This is a genomic window from Spirosoma validum (genome assembly GCF_014699035.1).
GTDB classification, from domain to species: domain Bacteria; phylum Bacteroidota; class Bacteroidia; order Cytophagales; family Spirosomataceae; genus Spirosoma; species Spirosoma validum.
In genome coordinates, this window is the sequence record NZ_JACXAA010000017.1 from 41127 (window position 1) to 60744 (window position 19618).

Sequence of the window (19618 nt, forward strand, 5' to 3'; positions counted from 1 at the left end):
AAAGCCTAATCATTTATTAGTCAGCCTTGTTATGTAACGTAATATCATACTGTCTAATCTTATTGACCAACGTATTTATTGAGCCATAACCTAAGGCTTCACAGGCCTTTGCCTTATTACCGGAAAAGTAAATTAAGGCTTTTCGAATTAACTCTTTTTCATGAGAAGACCAGTCGAAGCTAGCCAGATCATCAGCGGGCTGGGTTAACCAAGATGGTAAATCATCAACGTCAACTTTATCTATGTAAAAGACATATAGGGATTCGATTAGATTCTCTAACTCGCGCACATTACCTGGAAACTGATACTGATCCAAAGCTCGATAAACGGCTGTTGACAACACCAATCGTTTAGGCCGACGGAAGATTTGTTGTTTTTTGCGCAGAAAGTGATCCAGTAAAGCTCTTTTTTCTTCCTGACCTCTCTCAGAGAGCGCTGGTAAACGTAATTCGGCTACGGATAGCCGATAAAACAAATCCCATCGGAAGCGCCCTTTTCCACACGCTTCTCGTAACGATTGGTGAGTGGCCGCTATAATCCGTACATCTGATTTCCGGTCTTTGGTTGATCCTACGGGTGTATAATCCCCGGTTTGTAATACGCGCAGCAGGCTTTGTTGCATGTAAGGAGTTATATCCCCGATTTCGTCCAAAAACAACGTTCCTCCTTTAGCTATATCGAAGAAGCCATCAGTCCGTTTCTCCGCTCCGGTAAAAGCGCCTTTCTCATAGCCGAACAGTCGAGACTCCAGCAATGAATCCCCGAAAGCTGAGCAGTTAATAGCCACAAACTTTCCTGTACGTCGTTCCGAATGTTCGTGGATATAGCGGGCAAGGTGTTCCTTACCCGTACCACTGGCACCCTGAATGAGGCACGTGACCTTATCCGTCTGAGCCAGTTTGTCGGCTCGATCATACACTGTTTTAAGCGTTGGAGTAATCAGATAGTCCGACGCATCTGTATGTCCAGCGTCTTGAAGACCTTCCTTAACCAGTACAGATACCGGAATCACGGATTGCTCTACGTCTACCGCCACCAATTCAGGTCGGTTTGTCTTTGTAAAACGAGGAGCCCGAGTTTGGTATAGAGTAGTAGGTAGCTTTAACGATTGGTGACAGAAATACCAGGCTACCTGCATGGCTGGAGTACCCGGTGAAATAAACAGGTCGATCTGATCGGCTTGTAAACTCAGCAGCAACGCTTCTATTTTGGTCTTGATCTCGGGCATATCAATAATGTCCCGAATGGCCATATACCGTCCTTCCAGTTTATCCTTATGGGCAGGAAAATCGAGGGATAACCGATTAATGAGTTTTTCTAACCGGAGGTCCTCACCCGTCATGGACGAGAGTATAATATGCCTGTCATGATTGAAAAAATACTGATAAAACTGATAGGTTGGCCCATTTGTATCGACCTCAGCATCCACAAAATCATTTTTGAAAGCATACCAGGATAATAAAATTTTCATATCAAAAATTGATGAGTAAAATCAGAAATTGATATTAATAGTACGAAAAATAACTAAAATAAGCTAGTATTTGGGTTGGTCCTTAATTTGCCATATGTACTGTAACAGATGAAAATGGGTGATTAGTATTCACCTTTTACTATCTGATCAGATTAAGGAAAACAGTCACGTAAACACTTGTCATCTATGTTCAATTCCTTACTTCCCTGGCACCTTGCCCAACTTAGTGATCAGTTTTCTGCTTCTAATCAGGTATTTGTCTACAAAGGCTTTCCCATTCCATTCGTCCAGGCAGTAGGGCAATCGCACCCGATGGTTGATACACAGTCGGTCAATCCGGATGGTAAACTCGATTTGGACTACATTGACCAGAACGTACTGGATTACGCGTTTTTGCTCCGCAAACCGGCTTCTCATAATGTTGTTTTGTTTTACGAAGAATTTTTGAAGCTCTCTCAGGAGGTACGTAATATCGAACGGCTGGGTCGTCAGTTTATCATTTTCGAAAATCCGTTTTATCGGCGGGTACCGAATCAATCGAATCATAGTTTTGTCGATGTCGAATGGTCGATTGAACAGAATCGCCCCATCGTTGATGACGAAGTGTTCTGTTCATTTTATGCCAACTGTTTTCGGCAGGGAGAGCAGGAGTACATACAATACCTGACCAACGAAGCCATGGACGCCCCGAACGTAGTGAAGGGCATATTCTTTACTGGAGTGGATCGGTTGCCAGTTGTCCAGTCCATCATAGACGATCAGCTACCTGCTGGCACCATTTCGTTCCTCTCGTCGGATAATGCCTATCAGGAGTTCAAGCGGAAGATCTTTGGGAACGAACCTGTCGACCAGCCCATACACATTCTAATTGACCAGGCCAACACCCGTACGCTCGTTGAAAAACAAGAGCTATGCATCCTGCATTTTATGCTACAGCAGGCCGAAGTGCCGTTCGAGTTTTATGTTCGTCAAACCGTTCGAGACGCATCGTACCGACCTGAACTACTACATATCCTGCAACGCTACTGGCAGAATGCTGAAACACCGAACCATACCCAGTCGGCTCCCTCTTTCCGAACGCTTAGCATCTATCGTGACCCGGCCATTAGTCGCGAGTTAATCGACGTGTCGCAGGGGGCGGTTATCGAGCATCTGGTTCAGCAAGTTGAAGCCGCTCAAGCCAATACCAAACCTTACGAAGACATTTTTTTGACGTCACCAACTGGAGCGGGAAAATCGGTACTTTTTCAGGTACCGGGTATCTACCTGGCCGAGCGGTATGAGTTGGTAACAATTATCGTTTCACCCCTAAAAGCACTGATGTACGACCAGGTTGAGGCTCTGCGTCGCGAGCGGGGGTACAATGCGGTAGCTTTCATCAACTCGGATATTACACTTATTGAGCGGCAGGACATTATCGACCGTATTGCCCGAAAGGAAATCTCCTTGCTCTACTTATCGCCCGAATTGCTACTTTCCTATGACATTCGTACCTTCATTGGTGAACGTCCGTTAGGTTTGCTGGTTGTGGATGAAGCGCATTTAGTGACGACCTGGGGCCGCGATTTTCGAGTCGATTATTGGTTCCTGGGTAATTATATCCGGAAGATTCGCCGGTACACCAACCACCGCTTTCCAGTGCTGGCTCTGACTGCTACAGCTGTTCACGACGGGCCAAACGATCTGGTTTATCAGACTATTTCAAGTCTGAATATGCAGAATCCAGCTAAGTATATTGGGAATATCATCCGTCCCGAAATTTCGTTTCAGATTGACGAATCACCCTTGGTGGAAGGCAACCATGAGCAACACAAGCTGGCTGTGACAGTAAATCACATTCGTCAGATGGTGCAAAATGGTACGAAGTCTATCGTTTATTTTCCCTGGATTAGTCAGATACGCGACGTACTAACCTTACTGGATGCCGAGACCCGCACCCATGTGGCGATGTACTACAGTGGAGTAGCTCAGGCCGACCGCGAACGTGCGCTCCGACGCTTCAAATCCGGTGAAGTACTGGTGGTGCTGGCCACCAAAGCCTTTGGTATGGGGGTCGATGTATCGGACATTCGAGAGGTGTATCACCATGCCCCGTCGGGCACGCTAGCCGATTATGTCCAGGAGTTTGGGCGACTCGCTCGTCAGAAAGGATTAACGGGCGTCGCCAGTATGGATTATAATGAGCGTGATCTCAAGTTTGCCAAGGTGTTGTTTGGCCTGTCGTCGCTCAAACAGTATCAGGTGGGTCTGGTGTTACGTAAACTATGGAATATGTACCGGCTTAAGCGGAAGCGTAACTTCCTGGTATCAGTTGACGATTTTGCGTACATTTTTCCGCATGATCAGGACCCCGAGCAGAAAGTCAAAAGCGCCCTACTGGTATTAGAAAAGGATTACCTGGCCCGCTATAATTACAATGTGTTAATTGTTCGCCCCAAAGCACTTTTCTCGGTCGTCTACGCTAAAGTCACCAATGCCGAGGTTGAGGCCTTCGAGAATCGTTTTGGTGAATTTATTACCCGGCTCGATGGGACACAGCGAGCTACAAAAGCCATGGCATATACTGGGAAAGGTGGGGGTGTTATATTGCCGAGAGCGGAGACTGGGGTTTGCTACCGTATTCAGCTAGACCGGCTTTGGGAGGCTATTTTACCAGATGTGAGTTTCCCGAAAATGAAACAGGAGTTCTTTTCTGGGACACTATTTGAAAAATTTGGTTTTACCTCGGTGTCGCCCCGTTTGCAGTATGATCTAACGCTAAACACGGGTTGGTCGGAAACGCTGGACCGGCTAACACTGCGGTTAACACAGTTGGAACGCGTCATGCATTCATTCCGGGGATTTTTCTCACAAGATGAATTATATCGGAAACTACGGGATGAATTCGGTGATGAAGCCTTAGCCCGCAAAGCGGCTAATTTGCTAACAACACTTTATAGCGAAAAGCCAGATTTTGGTCGCAATGGCCACGCCCAGCCAACGGGCACAAACTTTATCCAAACCCGTAAATCACAACGAACGAGCGATGTGGAGTACCAGGTCATCAACACCGCACTGGCGCAGGTGGCAAATACTACCCGGCAGAAGTTTAGTGCGCTCTTTAACAACTTGCCTGTTACGGAATCGCATCGTCGTCATTACGTATCGACTAATACAGAGAAGAATCGCGATACGCTCAAACTGGCTTACATTCTGGAAGTGTTTGACTTGGCTACATACGAATTATCAGGTGGCGAATTGCCTCAAATTTTCATTCGTATCAACGACCCTCTGAAAATTGAGCGTTTCGCTACCTCGGCCTACACCAACAGCATCGTGCAGGAAGTCCACGACCGACAGAAGCGTTCGGTGAATCTGCTCGAATCGTTTTTTGCCGCAACCATGACCGACGCTGAGCGCTGGCAGTTTATTGAAGATTACTTTATGGGCTGCGAGATAGGTAACTTAGAGGAGGATGTTAAGGTAGAAGTTGCCTAATCGACATTTTAGGAAATTATACCAACCAAAGAAGTTTGTTTAACTTTCTCTGGTTGGTGTTATGAAAATAAGATGCTTGAATTAAACAGGCTTTAATATTAAGTAGATGATAGAAATAATGAAAGAAACACAAATAGCCGATTTTATAGAACAAGTTCTGATTCATCGTCGTCGCAGACTTTTCACGGAACAGTTGATATCCGAAATTGGTAAGCAGTACAGTACTTTAGTATCTGCCGAGCAGATTAATTCAATCGTTACTAGTGAAAAAAATAGATTTAGTTTCTATTCGAACGGCAGCATAATGTTGAATTATGAAAAGATATTCTGGGAAATTATAGATAGTATTCGTAACCAACTCACGCATTCGAGATACTATCAAAATGCGTTAGAGCCAATTGTTTTATTCGTTTTGCGCTTACGTTCACGCCCCGCTTTATTGACCAAGCTGAAACTCGATTCTAAGAAGTATTTAAATTTATCGGTTGCCGAATTTGCTAGAGAAATTTATTTTGACTTTAATGGTAAGAATACGACTATAACCAATCAATTCAGCTATTTTATTAAGCAATCTACTCTTATTAGTTGGCAAGACTTTGAAAATATTGAATCTAAAGTCTCTGAGATACCTGATCACCTTTTTAGCATTTATTTTACTGACTTATTTCGATCTACAAATCGATCCGTGGTTGAATTCATAGAGCCAAATTCTACTAGCGCTGAACTGATTGCTGCACTAGGCTCAACTTTGCCATCTTACTCGGTATTTGATCCTTTCGCTGGAAGTGGGTCATTTATTGCTGAATTATATAAAATACAACCAAATATAGATCGATTTTATTATCTTAATGATTTAGTAATAGAGACATCATTATTAGGCGAAATAAACCTTTTTCTAAATGGAGTAGAAAATTTTCAATATACTACGGGAGATGCTTTCAAGCTAGAAGAGAAGCATAACGCAGATTTAATCCTTTCGAATCCACCTTTTTATAATGACAAAAAATATCATAACGTAATTGAATGTGTATTAGAGCAACTTTCGATTAAGGGACAAGCATTAATTATTATACCGGATAACTATTTAAGTGGCCATCGTTACAAACGAGAGAGAGATTTGCTTGTTCGTTCTGGTAGAATTAGGTCAGTAATTTCATTGCCGCCAGGTTTATTTAAACCTCTCGCATCTATCAAAACATCAATTTTGCATATAACTAAGGCGGAGTTGAAAGGTGAACCTATTTTATTTATAAAAACAAATAATCTCACAAATGATGAATTGAGTGATAGCATAGCGGATTTGTCAGCTTCATTTGTAAGAAGAATAGAAGAAGAAGGTAGATCTCGTTTAATTAGTATAGAAGACATAATTTTAAATGATATCAATCTTAGTGCACCAATATATTTCCTTCCATCTTTTCAAAATTATGGTAACTCTGAGCTTGGACAATTAGTAAAACCTTTAAGGCAAATTGGGAGCTATCAGTCTATAAAAAGAGATGTTATCAATGATCAGCGTATTGGCTTTCCTATTGTCCGAGCTAGTAGTTTATTAGACACTCTTGAGTCAATTTATCTAAATATTCAATCCATTAAAAGCTTTACTAGCCAGCTTCAAGGGATTAGATTGCCTAAAAACACACTTTTATTGTCTTTAACAGGGCCAAATCTACGCCCTACACTTGTTGATGTGGTTGATCCGCTGATAATCGATGGTAGATCAGTGATTCCTCTTCAAATTTTATCTGATTTAGTAATACCTGAATACTTAGTTTATCAGCTGCAAGAAGAAAATGTACAAGCACAAGTGCGAGCGTACTATCAGGGAGTTCATTTTCAATATATCCGCAGAGAAGATTTGTATAAAGTTAGAATTCATATACCACCATATGAAGAGCAACAACAATATATAGAACATAAACGACAAAGCCTTGGCTTGAGCCAAATACAAAAGAGAGAGGAGATTGCTTATGAACGTTTTTCAACCCTTAAGCATAGTATGGCCCAGCCACTACGCACTTTGAGCAGTGACTTTACTACATTAAGAGATTATCTGAGCGAAAAAAGCGAAGAACAAATCCCAATTAATCTTACAGATTATACTGCACCTATATTTGAAGGTGAGGATGAAAGCGATCTTGAGAAACTTCGGCTAACAAATGTCACAGATCGCATCAATAAAAGCATAAAGTATTTGCAAAATTCATTGAACAAAGTAGATGCATTAATAAAGACGAGTGTGCCTCTTGAAACAAAACCAGTTCAAATAAAGCAACTTCTTGAAAAGATACTGGAAATGAATAGAGATAATACATATTCATTTCGTGTTATTGGGCCTGAAGTTACCTTGAGAGCTGACCAGTTCTTACTGGAAGCTGCTTTCAGTTATTTAGTAGAAAATGCTGTAAAACATGGATTTGAATATAAGAACTCTAATGATACAAATAGTATTATCGCTGAAATAACAAAACGCAAATTTTCAAATATAGAAATCCTTTTGATGAACAATGGTCGAAGAATGGCCGATGGAATGGACAATGAGGTTATTTTTGAGAAAGGCCGTACATCTAATAAACGTTCTGGCAGTGGTTTCGGCGGATTTGTAATTAATGAAATTATTAAGAAGCATCAGGGGAGTATTGAATTGTTTTCTCGTACTAGTGATGCCTATCCTGTTCAATTTAAAATCATTTTACCAATATGAATATAGATAAACCTATTAACGTCCTATTTATTGACGATGATGTAAATGTTCGTGAATCTCTAATTGGTGAAGCTCGTCGCAAACGTATCCTCATCAGAGGAGTTGATAACCTTGATGATGGTATTCTTGAACTTCGAAGTAATAATCGGATTAAATTTATTATTCTTGATGGGAAGGGTTTTCGGCGTCGTGGCCAAGTTAAAGGAACCGAAAGCAGCAGCTTTGCTATCAAAGCGGCACAAGAAATTCCACGGTTAGCAAAGGAGCTAGACCGATACCTGCCCTTTTGTTTCTTTACCGGATTTGCTGACTTAGCTAGTGATCTTAGTGGAGCGGATCACATTGTTATCGATAAAAATGAAGAAAATGCGACAGAAAAACTTTTTGAACACATCTGGAGGACTTATCAAAATTCGGATGAAGGACGTTTGAAACAGCAATACGAACCGCTTTTTAACTCTATCGATATATTGAGCAACTCCCAGGCTGAGCATGACCTAATAACTTTTCTAACTGAAAAAGATGCTAGGCAAGGTAACCGTCTTAAACACACCGCTCGGCTAATCCGGCCAATTATGGAAGCTATATTCGCCAAAATAGCTGAGTTGGATCGTGAGATGTTACCTGACGGTTTACAGATTGGTAATCAGCAAAGTTTGTCCAATGCAATTTGGCATCTAGGAGGTAAGCCTCAATGGAGTAAGACAAACAAGAAATACGATTTTGGTGGTAAGTCATATATTCCTTTTCATTTGTGGATGTCTATTGATTTTCTTCAAAAAGCCTTGAGTACGGTTGCTATGCATGACTATCCTGCCTCAATCTCTTATTATACACTTTCCAGTTATGGAGATATTTTAGCGGATTTGTTGCTTTGGTTTTCTGATTTCATGCGCAACCGTGCTTAATTGATTCATTTGATTTCAGATGATCTAGTTTAACTTCCAGTCATTACAAATCACGTCAGGAGTTCATTAAAGATTATATTCTGGGTCCTGAGATCAGTTCGTCTACAGAGGAAATTACGGAACCTATGACGTTGTAAAGCCGCCCGAACTTAGGTACTATTGCGGTTTGATTTTTTCTACCATAATAGTACCCGAATGTATCGTCTCTCTTTTACAGCGGCTTCATTTCGGTTGGCTGAAAGTATTCGGCTGGCTGAATTGTATCAACAATGTGCTGACTGGCAGAAAGTTAAACAAATGGCTATAGCAGGCGATGTGTTGCAGTTAGGGCGAGCCGCAACCGTTACCCGTGAGAGCCGGGAGCTAATCCATCGATTAAAGAAACTGGCTGACAAAGAAATGGATTTTCTGCTTCACACCGATACGCTAACACAACGGCAAATGATCCTGATTGCTATATGTCGAACCTACGATTTCGTACGTCAGTTTGTGCTTGATGTCGTACGTGTCAATTATCAACGATTTGAATTTGATATTAGTGATAGTGACTACAGCCGTTTTTTTAATCAGCAAGCGGCTCTGCACGATGAATTAGATGAATTATCCGATTCATCAAAAGCGAAGATTCGTCAGGTCCTGTTTCAAATTCTGGCGGGGGCTGGTTACATAATGTCAACTCAGCAGCGAGTCATTACACAACCGGTTGTTCTCGATACGTTGGCCGACCTGATTCGCCAGACCCGACCTGCTGATTTGCCTTTGCTTCTTTTCAATGACCGAGATTTATGATTACTACTTCATCACTTACCGATCAATTTGATCATTTGTTTGCCGTTATCCGGTCGCCGGGATTTCTACGGAAAGAAGCCCTGGGTGGTGAGATTGGTTTTTTTATCCATGCCTATGAGCCTGTTCAACAAGCAGAAGTAGAACAGGCAACGGCCAGGCTTATCAATCGACTGAAACAGCAAGGTGTACTCGTTGTAGAGATTAATTTATATACGATCTGTATTGATCTGCTAACGGAGCAAAATCGTCTGGATCAAATTATTGAACGGGAGTCCTCCATGCCAAAAGAAAAGTTGTTGCGAGCCATGCAGTCGTCGCTGAGTGTAGAGGGACGTTTAGTACCTGCTATTGAAGCCCGCCTAGCTCAAACTCCTCATCAGGTCGTTTTTCTGACCGGTGTTGGGCAAGTCTTCCCGTTTATTCGCTCGCATACTGTGTTGAATAATTTGCAGCGTGTGATAACTCAGCCTCCGCTAGTTATATTTTTTCCAGGGCAATATAACGGCCGCTCACTTGAACTCTTTGGCCTGCTGCATGACGATAATTACTACCGCGCCTTTAACCTTGCTAATCTTCATTCGTAAATGATCCTTCAGGATAGTTTTGCCAAACCTATTGGCCGCCCCATTGAAACCGTTATTAAAGCCGACGATACCAGCCACGTTGAGCAGGAAGTAAATGAGTATGTTATTACACAGGAGCTTTCCAAAAAGCTGGAGATTTTCTTTGCGGCTTATAAAGACACCTCGCCCGGCGTAGTAGCCAATGGCGTCTGGATTTCGGGCTTTTTCGGCAGTGGTAAATCGCATCTGCTGAAAATCCTGTCCTATGTGCTCGAAAACAAAACGTATGACGGGCGTCAGATTGGGCAGGTGTTTGCCGATAAAGCGCAGGACAACGCATTACTACGGGCCGACATCCTAAACGCGGTACGCATTCCGTCCTGCTCCATTCTGTTTAATATCGATCAGAAAGCGGATGTCATTAGCAAACAGCAGCCCGACGCCATCTTGTCAGTTTTCTATAAGGTTTTCAACGACTTCATTGGCTATTACGGTGCTCAGGGACACGTAGCTGACTTCGAGCGGGCATTGGATCGGCAGGGAAATTACGAAGCCTTTAAAGAAGCGATCCAGGATCTGACGGGTCGCTCCTGGACCGATATTCGTATGGATTATGCCTGGGAAGAAGACGCGATTACGCAGGCGCTGGCTCGGGTACGTGGTAATCAGCCAGACGATAACCGGAACGTACTGGACACGTACCACCGTGACTATAAATTATCGGTTGATGATTTTTGCCAGCGGGTGCAGGATTATATTGCCAGTCAACCCAAAGGATTTCGACTCAATTTCTTCGTGGACGAAATTGGCCAGTACATTGCTGATAACAGCAAACTTATGCTGAATCTGCAAACCATTGCTGAAACATTAGCTACTCGAACTAAGGGCCAATCGTGGGTACTGGTGACAGCGCAGGAAGACATGGCTCAAGTTATTGGCGATATGAATCAGCGACAGGAAAACGACTTTTCGCGCATTCAGGCCCGCTTTGCTACACGGCTGAGTCTGACATCAGCCAACGTCGATGAAGTGATTCAGAAAAGGCTCCTGGAGAAAACGGCAGCCGCTAAGGTGCAGCTTGAACTGCGGTATGAAACGGATCGGCACAACCTGCAAACCGTATTTCAGTTCGTAGAGAGCCGAGTCTTTAAAGGCTTCCGCAACGAAGCCGACTTTGTGGATAAATACCCATTTTTACCATACCAGTTCGATCTGTTTCAGAGCACTATTCGTGGCCTATCGACCCACAATGCGTTTCAGGGGAAACATGCGTCGGTAGGTGAACGGTCGATGCTGGGCGTTTTTCAACTGGTTGTACTGCAAATGGCTAATGGGCCAATTGGGCCGTTTGTTACGTTCGACCGGCTGTTCGATGGCATTAGTTCGACTATTCGAGGTGAGACGCAGGCTTCCATTACGCAGGCGACCAAACAGCTCGATAACGACCTGGCCAAGCAGGTGCTACGGGCGCTGTTTATGGTTAAATATGTGAAGGAGTTCAAAGCGAATCTGCGGAATATATCGATTCTGCTCACTGGCGATTTAACGACGAATCTGAAGGCCCATGAACTAACTGTACTCGAAGCTCTGAATCTACTCGAAGCCCAAACGTATATTCAGCGTAACGGGGATACGTATGAGTTCCTGACCGATGAGGAAAAAGACATTGAGAATGAAATTAAGGCCGTTAAGCTCGAACTGGGAGCCGATAATCGGCTGTTGAGTGACCTTCTTTTTGGCGAGATTGTCAAGGATGCCAAAATACGGTATCAACTTAATAAGCAGGATTACGACTACACGCAGAAAATCGATGGTGTAACGACCAGTGGCCGCGAGCGGGAGTTAGCCATTAATATGCTAACGCCTAACTTCGAAAACTACGATAACGAAGCCTTGATTGGGGCACACTCGATGGGAGTTAGTACGCAGCTATTTTGTAAGCTGGCTCCCGATATGCAGTTGCTGGACGATGTACGGATGTATCTAAAAACGGATACCTATATTCGGCAGAACAATTCGTCGGCCGCTACGGATACGACCCGCCGTATCATCTCCGAGAAAGGTACGCAGAATAGCGCCCGTCGACGAGCTTTGCAGGTAAAGCTAAACCGCCTGTTGGCCGATAGTAAAATCTGGCTGAATGGTTCGGTTCTGGATTTAGGCGTATCCGGTGAGGGGCGCAACCGGATTAATGCAGCCGCTCAGGAATTGATACGGGTAGCGTATCCGAACCTGACGATGCTGGGCGATACAACGTATTCGGAGGAGGCTATTAAAACGACGCTCAACAGCCGCGTTGATGATCTTTTTCGAAACGATGATAGCGCCCTAGGCGAGGCCGAGCGCGATCTGCTGGCTACGTTGAAACGACGCAAACAAGCTGCTGAACGGACGACGGTCAATGACCTCCTAACGCATTTCAATCGCAAACCGTACGGGTGGTACCCAGCCGCTACGCTGACTCTCATCGCCCGGCTCTACAAACGGGGTAAGCTGGAAGGACGGCTGGATGCGAACTTACTGGCCGATACGGGTATGAAAGATTCCCTAACAAACAGCCGTTTGTTCGATAAAACCTTGCTGGAACCTCAGGAAGATTTTGAACCGTCGAAAGTCAAAAAACTCCGCGACCTATACACGGAATTGTTTGACGAACAGGCACCCACGATTGAAGCCAAAGAATTGGCCATCGCATTTCAAAAACGGGCCAGGGAGCTAAAAATGGAACTTGACGGGCTACGGGCCAGTTCGGGACAATACGCTTTCCTGAATGCGCTGGCCCCTGTAACCGAACAACTAGGCAAGCTAAGTCAGAAAGAATACGCCTATCTGGTGAATCAGTCGGGGCAGTTTGCTGATACGTTGCTGGACGCCAAAGAAGACCTGATTGCGCCCATCCGTACATTTTGGAATGGGCCGCAAAAGGGTATTTTTGATCGGCTGCGCGAGTTCATCAAAGGCGATCAGTCGAACTTTAGCTACATCGACAGCGCGGAGCTGAATCGACTAAAAACGATTTTCGATAGCCCCAATCCCTTTGCAGGCAACCTAATGCAGGAAGCAAAAGCAGCTATGGACGTAGTGGCCGATAAGGTGAAGGCTGAAAGAGAGGCACGTCGACAGCAGGCAACCAACGCCGTGCAGCAGTGCATTGAACGGCTCCAGCAGCATGAAGATTTTGCCGGATTACTAGCTGATCAACAACGCGTTGTGCTTAAGCCGCTCAATGAATTGCTCGAAGAAATCAAACACCAACGATATATCGGTACGATAGAATCGCTGGCGCAACGAGCGCAGCAGAAGCTGACCGAACAGCTCAATGTTATTGTGAGGCTGGCTCATTCCCCCGCTGTAAAGACCCAACCAGCGAACGGGAAGCCAGATGAAGAAACACCGGCCTCATCTCCGTCCACCCAGGTTTCAAGCCAGCCCAGCCCGGCAACAGCCACGCCCGACCGGCCTCCCGTAACGTATCCGGTTCCAGCTCAGGAGCCGGTTGTTACGTATGTGAATCGACAGAGCGTAACGATTGATTTTGCTAAACCCGAATTAAAAACCGAAGACGACGTTGATGCCTACGTCGAAGCGATGCGGGCCTCGCTGAAAGCACTGATTCAACAAAATAAACGCATCTCCCTATAGGTGAAAGAGCGAAAGAGCGAAAGCCATCCGGCAGGCTTTCGCTCTTTCGCTCTTTCACTCCTTCACTCTTTATGAATACCAACTCACTCAAGAAATTTGCAACGGCCGCTCGCCGAAAACTCATTACCCAGATCACCGCTAAACTGGATTATGTACTCAAAGCCGACTCGGCTGCTTTGCGCGAGCGGGCCGATGCGTTACGCCAACTGCGCGACGAGTTGACGCGTTCAACCCGCAACGAATTGATAGAACGGGTGGCCTATACCTGGTTTAACCGGTTTGTGGCCCTACGTTTTCTTGACGTGAACGATTACCAGCCGTCGGCTATTCGGGCAGTATCGCCGGTAGACGGGTTTACAACGCCCCAACTGCTAGACGAAGCCAAGCAGGGTCAGATTCCTGATGAGCTGGCGGTAGATGCCCGGCGGGTGCTGGATTTGCTCGACGGCCGACTGCCCAGCCGCGATCCTCAAAACGAAGCTTATGGCCTGCTGTTGCTGGCTACCTGCAACGCGCTCAACGTGCCACTGCCGTTTCTGTTCGAGCCGCTGGCCGACTATACTGAGCTGCTCATGCCCGACGATCTGCTATCGCCCCAGTCGGTGCTGACGGATATTCGCGACGGCATGACCGCCGACGATTGCCAGAACGTAGAGATCATCGGCTGGCTGTATCAGTTCTACATCAGCGAGCGCAAAGACACCGTGTTTGCGGCCAAAAGCAAGGTGAAAGCCGAAGACATTCCGGCGGCTACGCAATTGTTTACGCCCCGCTGGGTGGTGGAATACATGGTGCAGAACACGCTGGGCAAACTCTGGTTACGCAATAAGCCCAGCTCCGGCTTGAAAGCCCTGATGCCGTATTACCTCGAAAGCCCGTCAGAAACCACCGACATATATCTGAAACTAACCAGCCCGCAGGAATTGACTCTGCTTGATCCGGCAGCGGGCAGCGGCCATATCCTGGTGTATGCATTTGAGTTGTTGGTCCACATTTACGAAGAAGAAGGCTACGGTCGCACCGACATTCCTAGCCTGATTCTGCAACACAACCTGATGGGCTTCGACATTGACGAGCGGGCGGCTCAGTTAGCCAGTTTTGCCCTCGCCATGAAAGCCCGGCAGTACGACCGCCGTTTCTTCCGACGTAACGTGCAGCCGCGTGTGGTGGCCCTGCACAAACTGCAACACACCAACCCCGCCGACTGGCAGCCCGTACTGGCCGATGCGAGCGTAACACTGACCGATACCCTTCGTGCCGACTTGACGCTGATGACCCACGCCAACAATCTCGGTGCGCTCATCCGTCCCGAAACAGGTGAAACCACCCTGCAACAAGCCGCCAACTTAGCGAAAGCCTACGCCGATCAAAGTAGTGACCTCTTCCGCAAACCACAGGCTGAAGATCTGGCGGAAGCGTTGGCACACCTCGCGTTGCTGGCTCGTAAGCATACGTGCGTAGTAGCAAACCCGCCGTATATGGGCGGGGCTAAAATGAACGACTTTGTAGGCAAGTTTATGGGTAAATACTACCCTGACTCAAAGGCGGATTTAATGACCGGCTTCATGGAACGTACCGAAACACTGGTACAACCCGATGGCTATGTAGGCATGATTAATCTGCCCTCGTGGATGTTTCTTTCATCGTTTGAAGCATTCCGTAAAAACCTCATACAACGCTTTAAAATTGACAGTTTGTTGCAAATGGGTCGTGGTATTTTTGGTTCTGATTTTGGTAGTGTGGCCTTTACGTTACAGTTTTCTAAACCGCCCCACGGCGACGGGGTGTACCGCCGGTTATTTGAAGAACACGTACAGGTACGGAGTATTGAAAAGATTCGAGATTTATTTCTGGATAAAACATACGGTTGTTACCACACGAAGCAGGATAATTTCGAGAAGATTCCGGGTGAGGTAATTGGCTATTGGTTGAGCGAACAGGCTATAGGAGCGTTCGTTGGATCAAAATTGCTAAATGAAATTGGGGACCCTCGGCAAGGAATGGCAACTTGTGATAATGATAGATTTACAAGGATGTGGTACGAAGTCACTCAAAAGAAAATTGGATGGTCATTTACTAATGGCAATGAAGCTAAAGCAAGTAATAAAAAATGGATTCCTTACAACAAAGGCGGGGCTTATCGCAAATGGTATGGAAACCAAGATTTAGTTGTCAACTGGGAAAATGACGGAGGTGAAATCACTGAATATGTGACAAAAATGTATGGATCTCCAAGTAAGAGAATTGCTAGTAGGTCTGAATATTTTAAAGAGTCTCTAAGCTGGTCGAAAGTTACCAGTGGGAGTTTTGCTGTGAGGTATTTTCCTAAAGGTTTCATATTTGACGTTGCTGGATGTAGCATATTTTTTAAAGATCAAGAAGACATTGGATTAGTAGCAGGTGTTTTAAATTCAACTGTTGGGAATTTTTATTTAGGGCTGTTGTCTCCTACATTAAATTTTGAAGCTGGTACTATTGCTAAGTTTCCCTTAATAGGTGTACAAGATGCATCAGTAAACCAGACAATAAATAGTTGCATTTCCATTTCTAGCCAAGATTGGGACGCTCGCGAAACGTCTTGGGATTTTCAAACCAACGAGTTGCTCCGTCATCGCACGGATAATCTGTTGGCCAACGCCGTAGCGACCTACGAAACGTATTGGCAGGCAAAATTCAGCCAGCTTCACGAGGACGAAGAGGCACTCAATCGCATTTTTATTGATCTCTACGGCCTTCAGGACGAGCTAGCGCCGGATGTAGCACCGGACAATATTACCATTCTGCAACAGGAAGCCAAACCCGATGCTACCGGCAAACTCCAGTTTGATCGGCGCGAACTCATGGCGCAATTTGTGTCGTATGCCGTCGGCTGCATATTTGGTCGTTACAGCCTCAGCAAGCCGGGCTTAGTACTCGCCAGTCAGGGCCAAACCCTGGCTGATTATCAGAGAGAAGTAGAAGCAGGCGAAATCGTGGCAGACGAAAACGCATTTCAACCAGATGCTGACAACATTATTCCCATCCTGGATGAAGATTGGTTCGCCGATGATATTGTGTCCCGGTTTAGGGCATTTTTGCGGGCATCGTTTGGCGAAGAATCATTTAACCAGAACCTGATGTTTGTAGAAGAATGTCTGGGTATGGATCTGCGCAAGTATTTCGTTCGCTATTTCTACGACGATCACATTCGACGCTACCGGCGTCGGCCTATTTACTGGCTATTCCGGTCGCCCAAAGGGTCGTTCAGCGCACTCATCTACCTACACCGCTATACCCCAGATACCGTAGCGCGGCTGCTCAACGGCTACCTGCGCGAGTATCAGGACAAGCTACGTAACCAGCGCGAGCAGCAGCAAACCCTTAGCCAGAGCGCTCTGGCCACTGCCGGAGAGAAAACACGTGCCCAAAAGGAAATCGACCGCCTGGATAAAGTATTGGGCGAACTTGCCCAATACGAACGCGAGGTCATTTATCCCCTCGCTACCGACCCTATCGCGATGGATCTGGACGACGGGGTACTGGTCAATTACAATCGCTTCAGCACAGCCCTCGCCCCTGTAAAAGGATTAACGGGAAAAGCGGGGGCTAGTGGAGACGATGAGTAAAACCAGTAGTATGCGTTCTTTATGAGTGGCTTACCGTTCACTAAATTCACTCATAACTGAATTATTTTAAACAATTTGGCATTATATTTGTCTAAAATTTGGCTGTAAGTGAATTTTGAGCTTATTAAAAATGATAGCCTTTCTGGTCAGAAAGCCGTTATTTACTCGGTACGTATCGAAGACGAAATTGAAACGTTGCTGGAAAAGTTTGTAGCGGAGAACGTAACTGATTATCGTGATCAGGTTCGCGAGTTGCTTTTGCGGCTACAGCAGATCGGGCATAATACGGGAGCCAGAGAAACGTTTTTCAAACCCAACGAAGGCAAGCCTGGCGATGGCATTGAAGCTTTATACGACGCAGAGAACAAGAAATTGCGGCTATACTGCATCCGAAACGGTCGGGTGGCCGTAATTGTTGGGGGCGGTGGCCCTAAAACAACACGTACCTGGCAGGAAGACCCTAAATTGAAGGTAGCCAATGAACTACTGCAACTTATATCGAAAACGATTATTCAGGCACTCAGCGCAGGCGATCTGCGCTGGTCGGCCGACGGTCTAACCCTGGAGGGTGAATTGACCCTCGACACTGACAATTACTGAGCACTACTTACCAGAACCAGCCAACATCCATTATTTATGAACCTAATTGACACTCTGCTAGCTGAGGCAACGCCCCAGGAGCAACAACGCGTACACGACCGCATGATGATGGCCGCCCGCATTGCCGACGCGCTGGCGGCTAAGGGTTGGACGCAGAAACAACTGGCAAAAAAAATGAGCAAGCAGCCCTCCGAAATCAGTAAATGGCTAAGTGGTACGCACAACTTTACAACCGATACCCTCAGCGACCTTTCGCAGGTGCTGGATGTGAAATTATTGTGCGTAAAAGAAGAAGAGCCGAAGATTGTAACCCATACTGTGATTCGCTACCAGCCGGTTATGGTGTTCACAGACCGGTATAAACATACGGGGCAACCTGTAATGTGGGGCAGTTTCCAGGCAAGTATCGGACAATCCCAACCAAATGGATAATATGGTAGACGAAAGCGCTGTAACAATAGGGTTTCAAATTAAAGAAATTCGGGTCAGTTCATTTACCATTAATGAAAGCCTGATGAACGAAGATGCCGAGATAGGATTTGGCATTTTGTTACAGCATTTATTTGATTCAGAACATAGCGAGCAGATTGTCCAGGTTGAAATAGAAGCTGGTACATCGCCAGAACAGGCTCCTATGGTTGTGCTGCATTCCGCCTGTCACTACCATCTAACCGGCTACCAGGACTGGCTACAAAGTCAGCCGGAAGGGCACCGTATACCTGGGATATTGCCATCTGGTCTGGCCACGGCCTTAAACTCAATTTCTATCTCCACAACGCGTGGCGTATTGTTCGAGCGTTTACGCGGAACTAGTCTTCAAAACGTTGTATTACCCATTATTGATCCGTCGGCTTTTCAGCCAGCCGGTTAATCCTGCTGATAATCGATTTTCAAAAGCCTCTGACTACTATCAGGGGCTTTTTGCGTAAAAAAACAGGTAGAAGACAGCGTAAATACGGGAAATTTCCCGGTGCGGTGCGGTATGGGAAGGACGTAGCTTTGAATGGTCAAAGTTCATACCTCAGAATCTACCAATATATGGCACGTGCAAAAGGAATTGGTTTCCACAAAGTGTTCAAACTGGGCAAAGCCCGTGCTCGAAAGGACCCCCGGACACTAGAGTTCAGCAAGTTGATGAAAGCCCCATTCGATCTGGTGATACCGGACGCCTACGATTTTGACGTCAAACATTCTGGTATTCCAACCCCTATGTTTGCTAATGACAAACTCGGTGATTGCGTCATAGCTGGACGTGCACATCATACACTACGTTTTGAAGTAATCGAACAGAATCAAATCATTTCAATCAGCGATCAGGATGTAATTAGTGAATATTTTCTGGAAACAGGCGGAATTGATACTGGCGTGGTTGTGCTTGATTCACTAAATCGGTGGCGTAATACGGGTTGGCTGGCAGCTGATCAGCAACTAACCATCAGTGCGTTTGCTCAGCTTAATCCAGGCAATCCCGATGAAGTAAAAAACGCCATTTTCATGGATGTAGGTGTTGGCATCGGGTTGCTAATACCCAAATCGGCCAAAGGACAAATAGATAGTGGCCAACCGTGGGAAGTTGTCGATGGTCCTGCTGGGTCGCCCAACTCGTGGGGTGGCCATTATGTATATGTTTCGGGATATACGGCACAGGGCCCCGTTTGTGTTACCTGGGGTCGCAAGCAGCAAATGACCTGGAATTTCCTTCGTACCTACTGCGATGAGGCATATGCAGTATTTGACGCGCTTAATACAAAAAAATTGAAGGTAGGATTGAGAGTAAACCTACTGACTGATTTTTTGAGAGTAAATCCACCTACTTCGATCACCGCACCTATTTCGTACTAAGACGCCGTACAATCCCA

General features: G+C 45.6%; 12 protein-coding genes. 11 read left to right on the top strand and 1 reads right to left on the bottom strand.

The features are described 5' to 3' along the window. Positions 1-16: 16 nt before the first annotated feature. Positions 17-1471, bottom strand: a complete 1455-nt coding sequence (locus tag IC230_RS29815) for a sigma 54-interacting transcriptional regulator (RefSeq protein WP_191042732.1) — start codon at positions 1469-1471, stop codon at positions 17-19. A 186-nt stretch (positions 1472-1657) separates the two neighbouring features. Between IC230_RS29815 and IC230_RS29820 the strand changes: the two genes are divergently transcribed. The 11 genes from IC230_RS29820 (at position 1658) to IC230_RS29870 (ending at position 19601) form a co-directional block, all read left to right on the top strand. Beyond that, positions 1658-4948, top strand: coding sequence for a helicase-related protein (locus IC230_RS29820; protein WP_191042733.1), 3291 nt, complete (start codon positions 1658-1660; stop codon positions 4946-4948). A 118-nt stretch (positions 4949-5066) separates the two neighbouring features. After that, positions 5067-7652 (top strand): N-6 DNA methylase, encoded by a 2586-nt coding sequence (locus IC230_RS29825; RefSeq protein ID WP_191042734.1) that lies wholly within the window; start codon positions 5067-5069, stop codon positions 7650-7652. Beyond that, on the top strand, positions 7649-8560 hold the full coding sequence (locus IC230_RS29830) for a hypothetical protein (RefSeq protein WP_191042735.1): 912 nt from the start codon (positions 7649-7651) through the stop codon (positions 8558-8560). The genes IC230_RS29825 and IC230_RS29830 overlap by 4 nt, the downstream gene beginning before the upstream one ends. Before the next feature lie 195 nt (positions 8561-8755). Next, positions 8756-9349, top strand: a complete 594-nt coding sequence (locus tag IC230_RS29835; protein ID WP_191042736.1) for a DUF1819 family protein — start codon at positions 8756-8758, stop codon at positions 9347-9349. Then, positions 9346-9933, top strand: a complete 588-nt coding sequence (locus IC230_RS29840) for a DUF1788 domain-containing protein (RefSeq protein WP_191042737.1) — start codon at positions 9346-9348, stop codon at positions 9931-9933. Before IC230_RS29835 ends, IC230_RS29840 begins: the two co-directional genes overlap by 4 nt. Continuing rightward, entirely contained in the window at positions 9934-13554 is a 3621-nt protein-coding gene (gene brxC / locus IC230_RS29845) for a BREX system P-loop protein BrxC (protein WP_191042738.1), read from the top strand. Positions 13555-13625: 71 nt separating this feature from the next. Continuing rightward, positions 13626-17159 carry a BREX-1 system adenine-specific DNA-methyltransferase PglX gene (pglX, locus tag IC230_RS29850; RefSeq protein WP_191042739.1) on the top strand — a complete coding sequence of 1178 codons (3534 nt, stop codon included), beginning with the start codon at positions 13626-13628 and terminating at the stop codon, positions 17157-17159. Between the two features lie 108 nt (positions 17160-17267). Beyond that, complete coding sequence (locus IC230_RS29855) at positions 17268-17759, top strand: hypothetical protein (RefSeq protein ID WP_191042740.1); 492 nt, start codon at positions 17268-17270, stop codon at positions 17757-17759. 36 nt (positions 17760-17795) lie between these two features. Then, entirely contained in the window at positions 17796-18191 is a 396-nt protein-coding gene (locus IC230_RS29860) for a helix-turn-helix domain-containing protein (RefSeq protein ID WP_191042741.1), read from the top strand. After that, positions 18184-18630, top strand: a complete 447-nt coding sequence (locus tag IC230_RS29865; RefSeq protein ID WP_191042742.1) for a hypothetical protein — start codon at positions 18184-18186, stop codon at positions 18628-18630. Before IC230_RS29860 ends, IC230_RS29865 begins: the two co-directional genes overlap by 8 nt. Before the next feature lie 167 nt (positions 18631-18797). Then, positions 18798-19601, top strand: a complete 804-nt coding sequence (locus tag IC230_RS29870) for a hypothetical protein (protein ID WP_191042743.1) — start codon at positions 18798-18800, stop codon at positions 19599-19601. Positions 19602-19618: the final 17 nt, after the last annotated feature.

Bases quoted from the DNA above. Each gene is read 5' to 3' on its own strand.
- IC230_RS29865 (WP_191042742.1), top strand. From the start codon at position 18,184: ATGGATAATATGGTAGACGAAAGCGCTGTAACAATAGGGTTTCAAATT.
- brxC (WP_191042738.1), top strand. From the start codon at position 9,934: ATGATCCTTCAGGATAGTTTTGCCAAACCTATTGGCCGCCCCATTGAA.
- IC230_RS29825 (WP_191042734.1), top strand. From the start codon at position 5,067: ATGAAAGAAACACAAATAGCCGATTTTATAGAACAAGTTCTGATTCAT.
- IC230_RS29815 (WP_191042732.1), bottom strand. From the start codon at position 1,471: ATGAAAATTTTATTATCCTGGTATGCTTTCAAAAATGATTTTGTGGAT.
- IC230_RS29840 (WP_191042737.1), top strand. From the start codon at position 9,346: ATGATTACTACTTCATCACTTACCGATCAATTTGATCATTTGTTTGCC.
- IC230_RS29835 (WP_191042736.1), top strand. From the start codon at position 8,756: ATGTATCGTCTCTCTTTTACAGCGGCTTCATTTCGGTTGGCTGAAAGT.
- pglX (WP_191042739.1), top strand. From the start codon at position 13,626: ATGAATACCAACTCACTCAAGAAATTTGCAACGGCCGCTCGCCGAAAA.
- IC230_RS29870 (WP_191042743.1), top strand. From the start codon at position 18,798: ATGGCACGTGCAAAAGGAATTGGTTTCCACAAAGTGTTCAAACTGGGC.
- IC230_RS29830 (WP_191042735.1), top strand. From the start codon at position 7,649: ATGAATATAGATAAACCTATTAACGTCCTATTTATTGACGATGATGTA.
- IC230_RS29860 (WP_191042741.1), top strand. From the start codon at position 17,796: ATGAACCTAATTGACACTCTGCTAGCTGAGGCAACGCCCCAGGAGCAA.
- IC230_RS29820 (WP_191042733.1), top strand. From the start codon at position 1,658: ATGTTCAATTCCTTACTTCCCTGGCACCTTGCCCAACTTAGTGATCAG.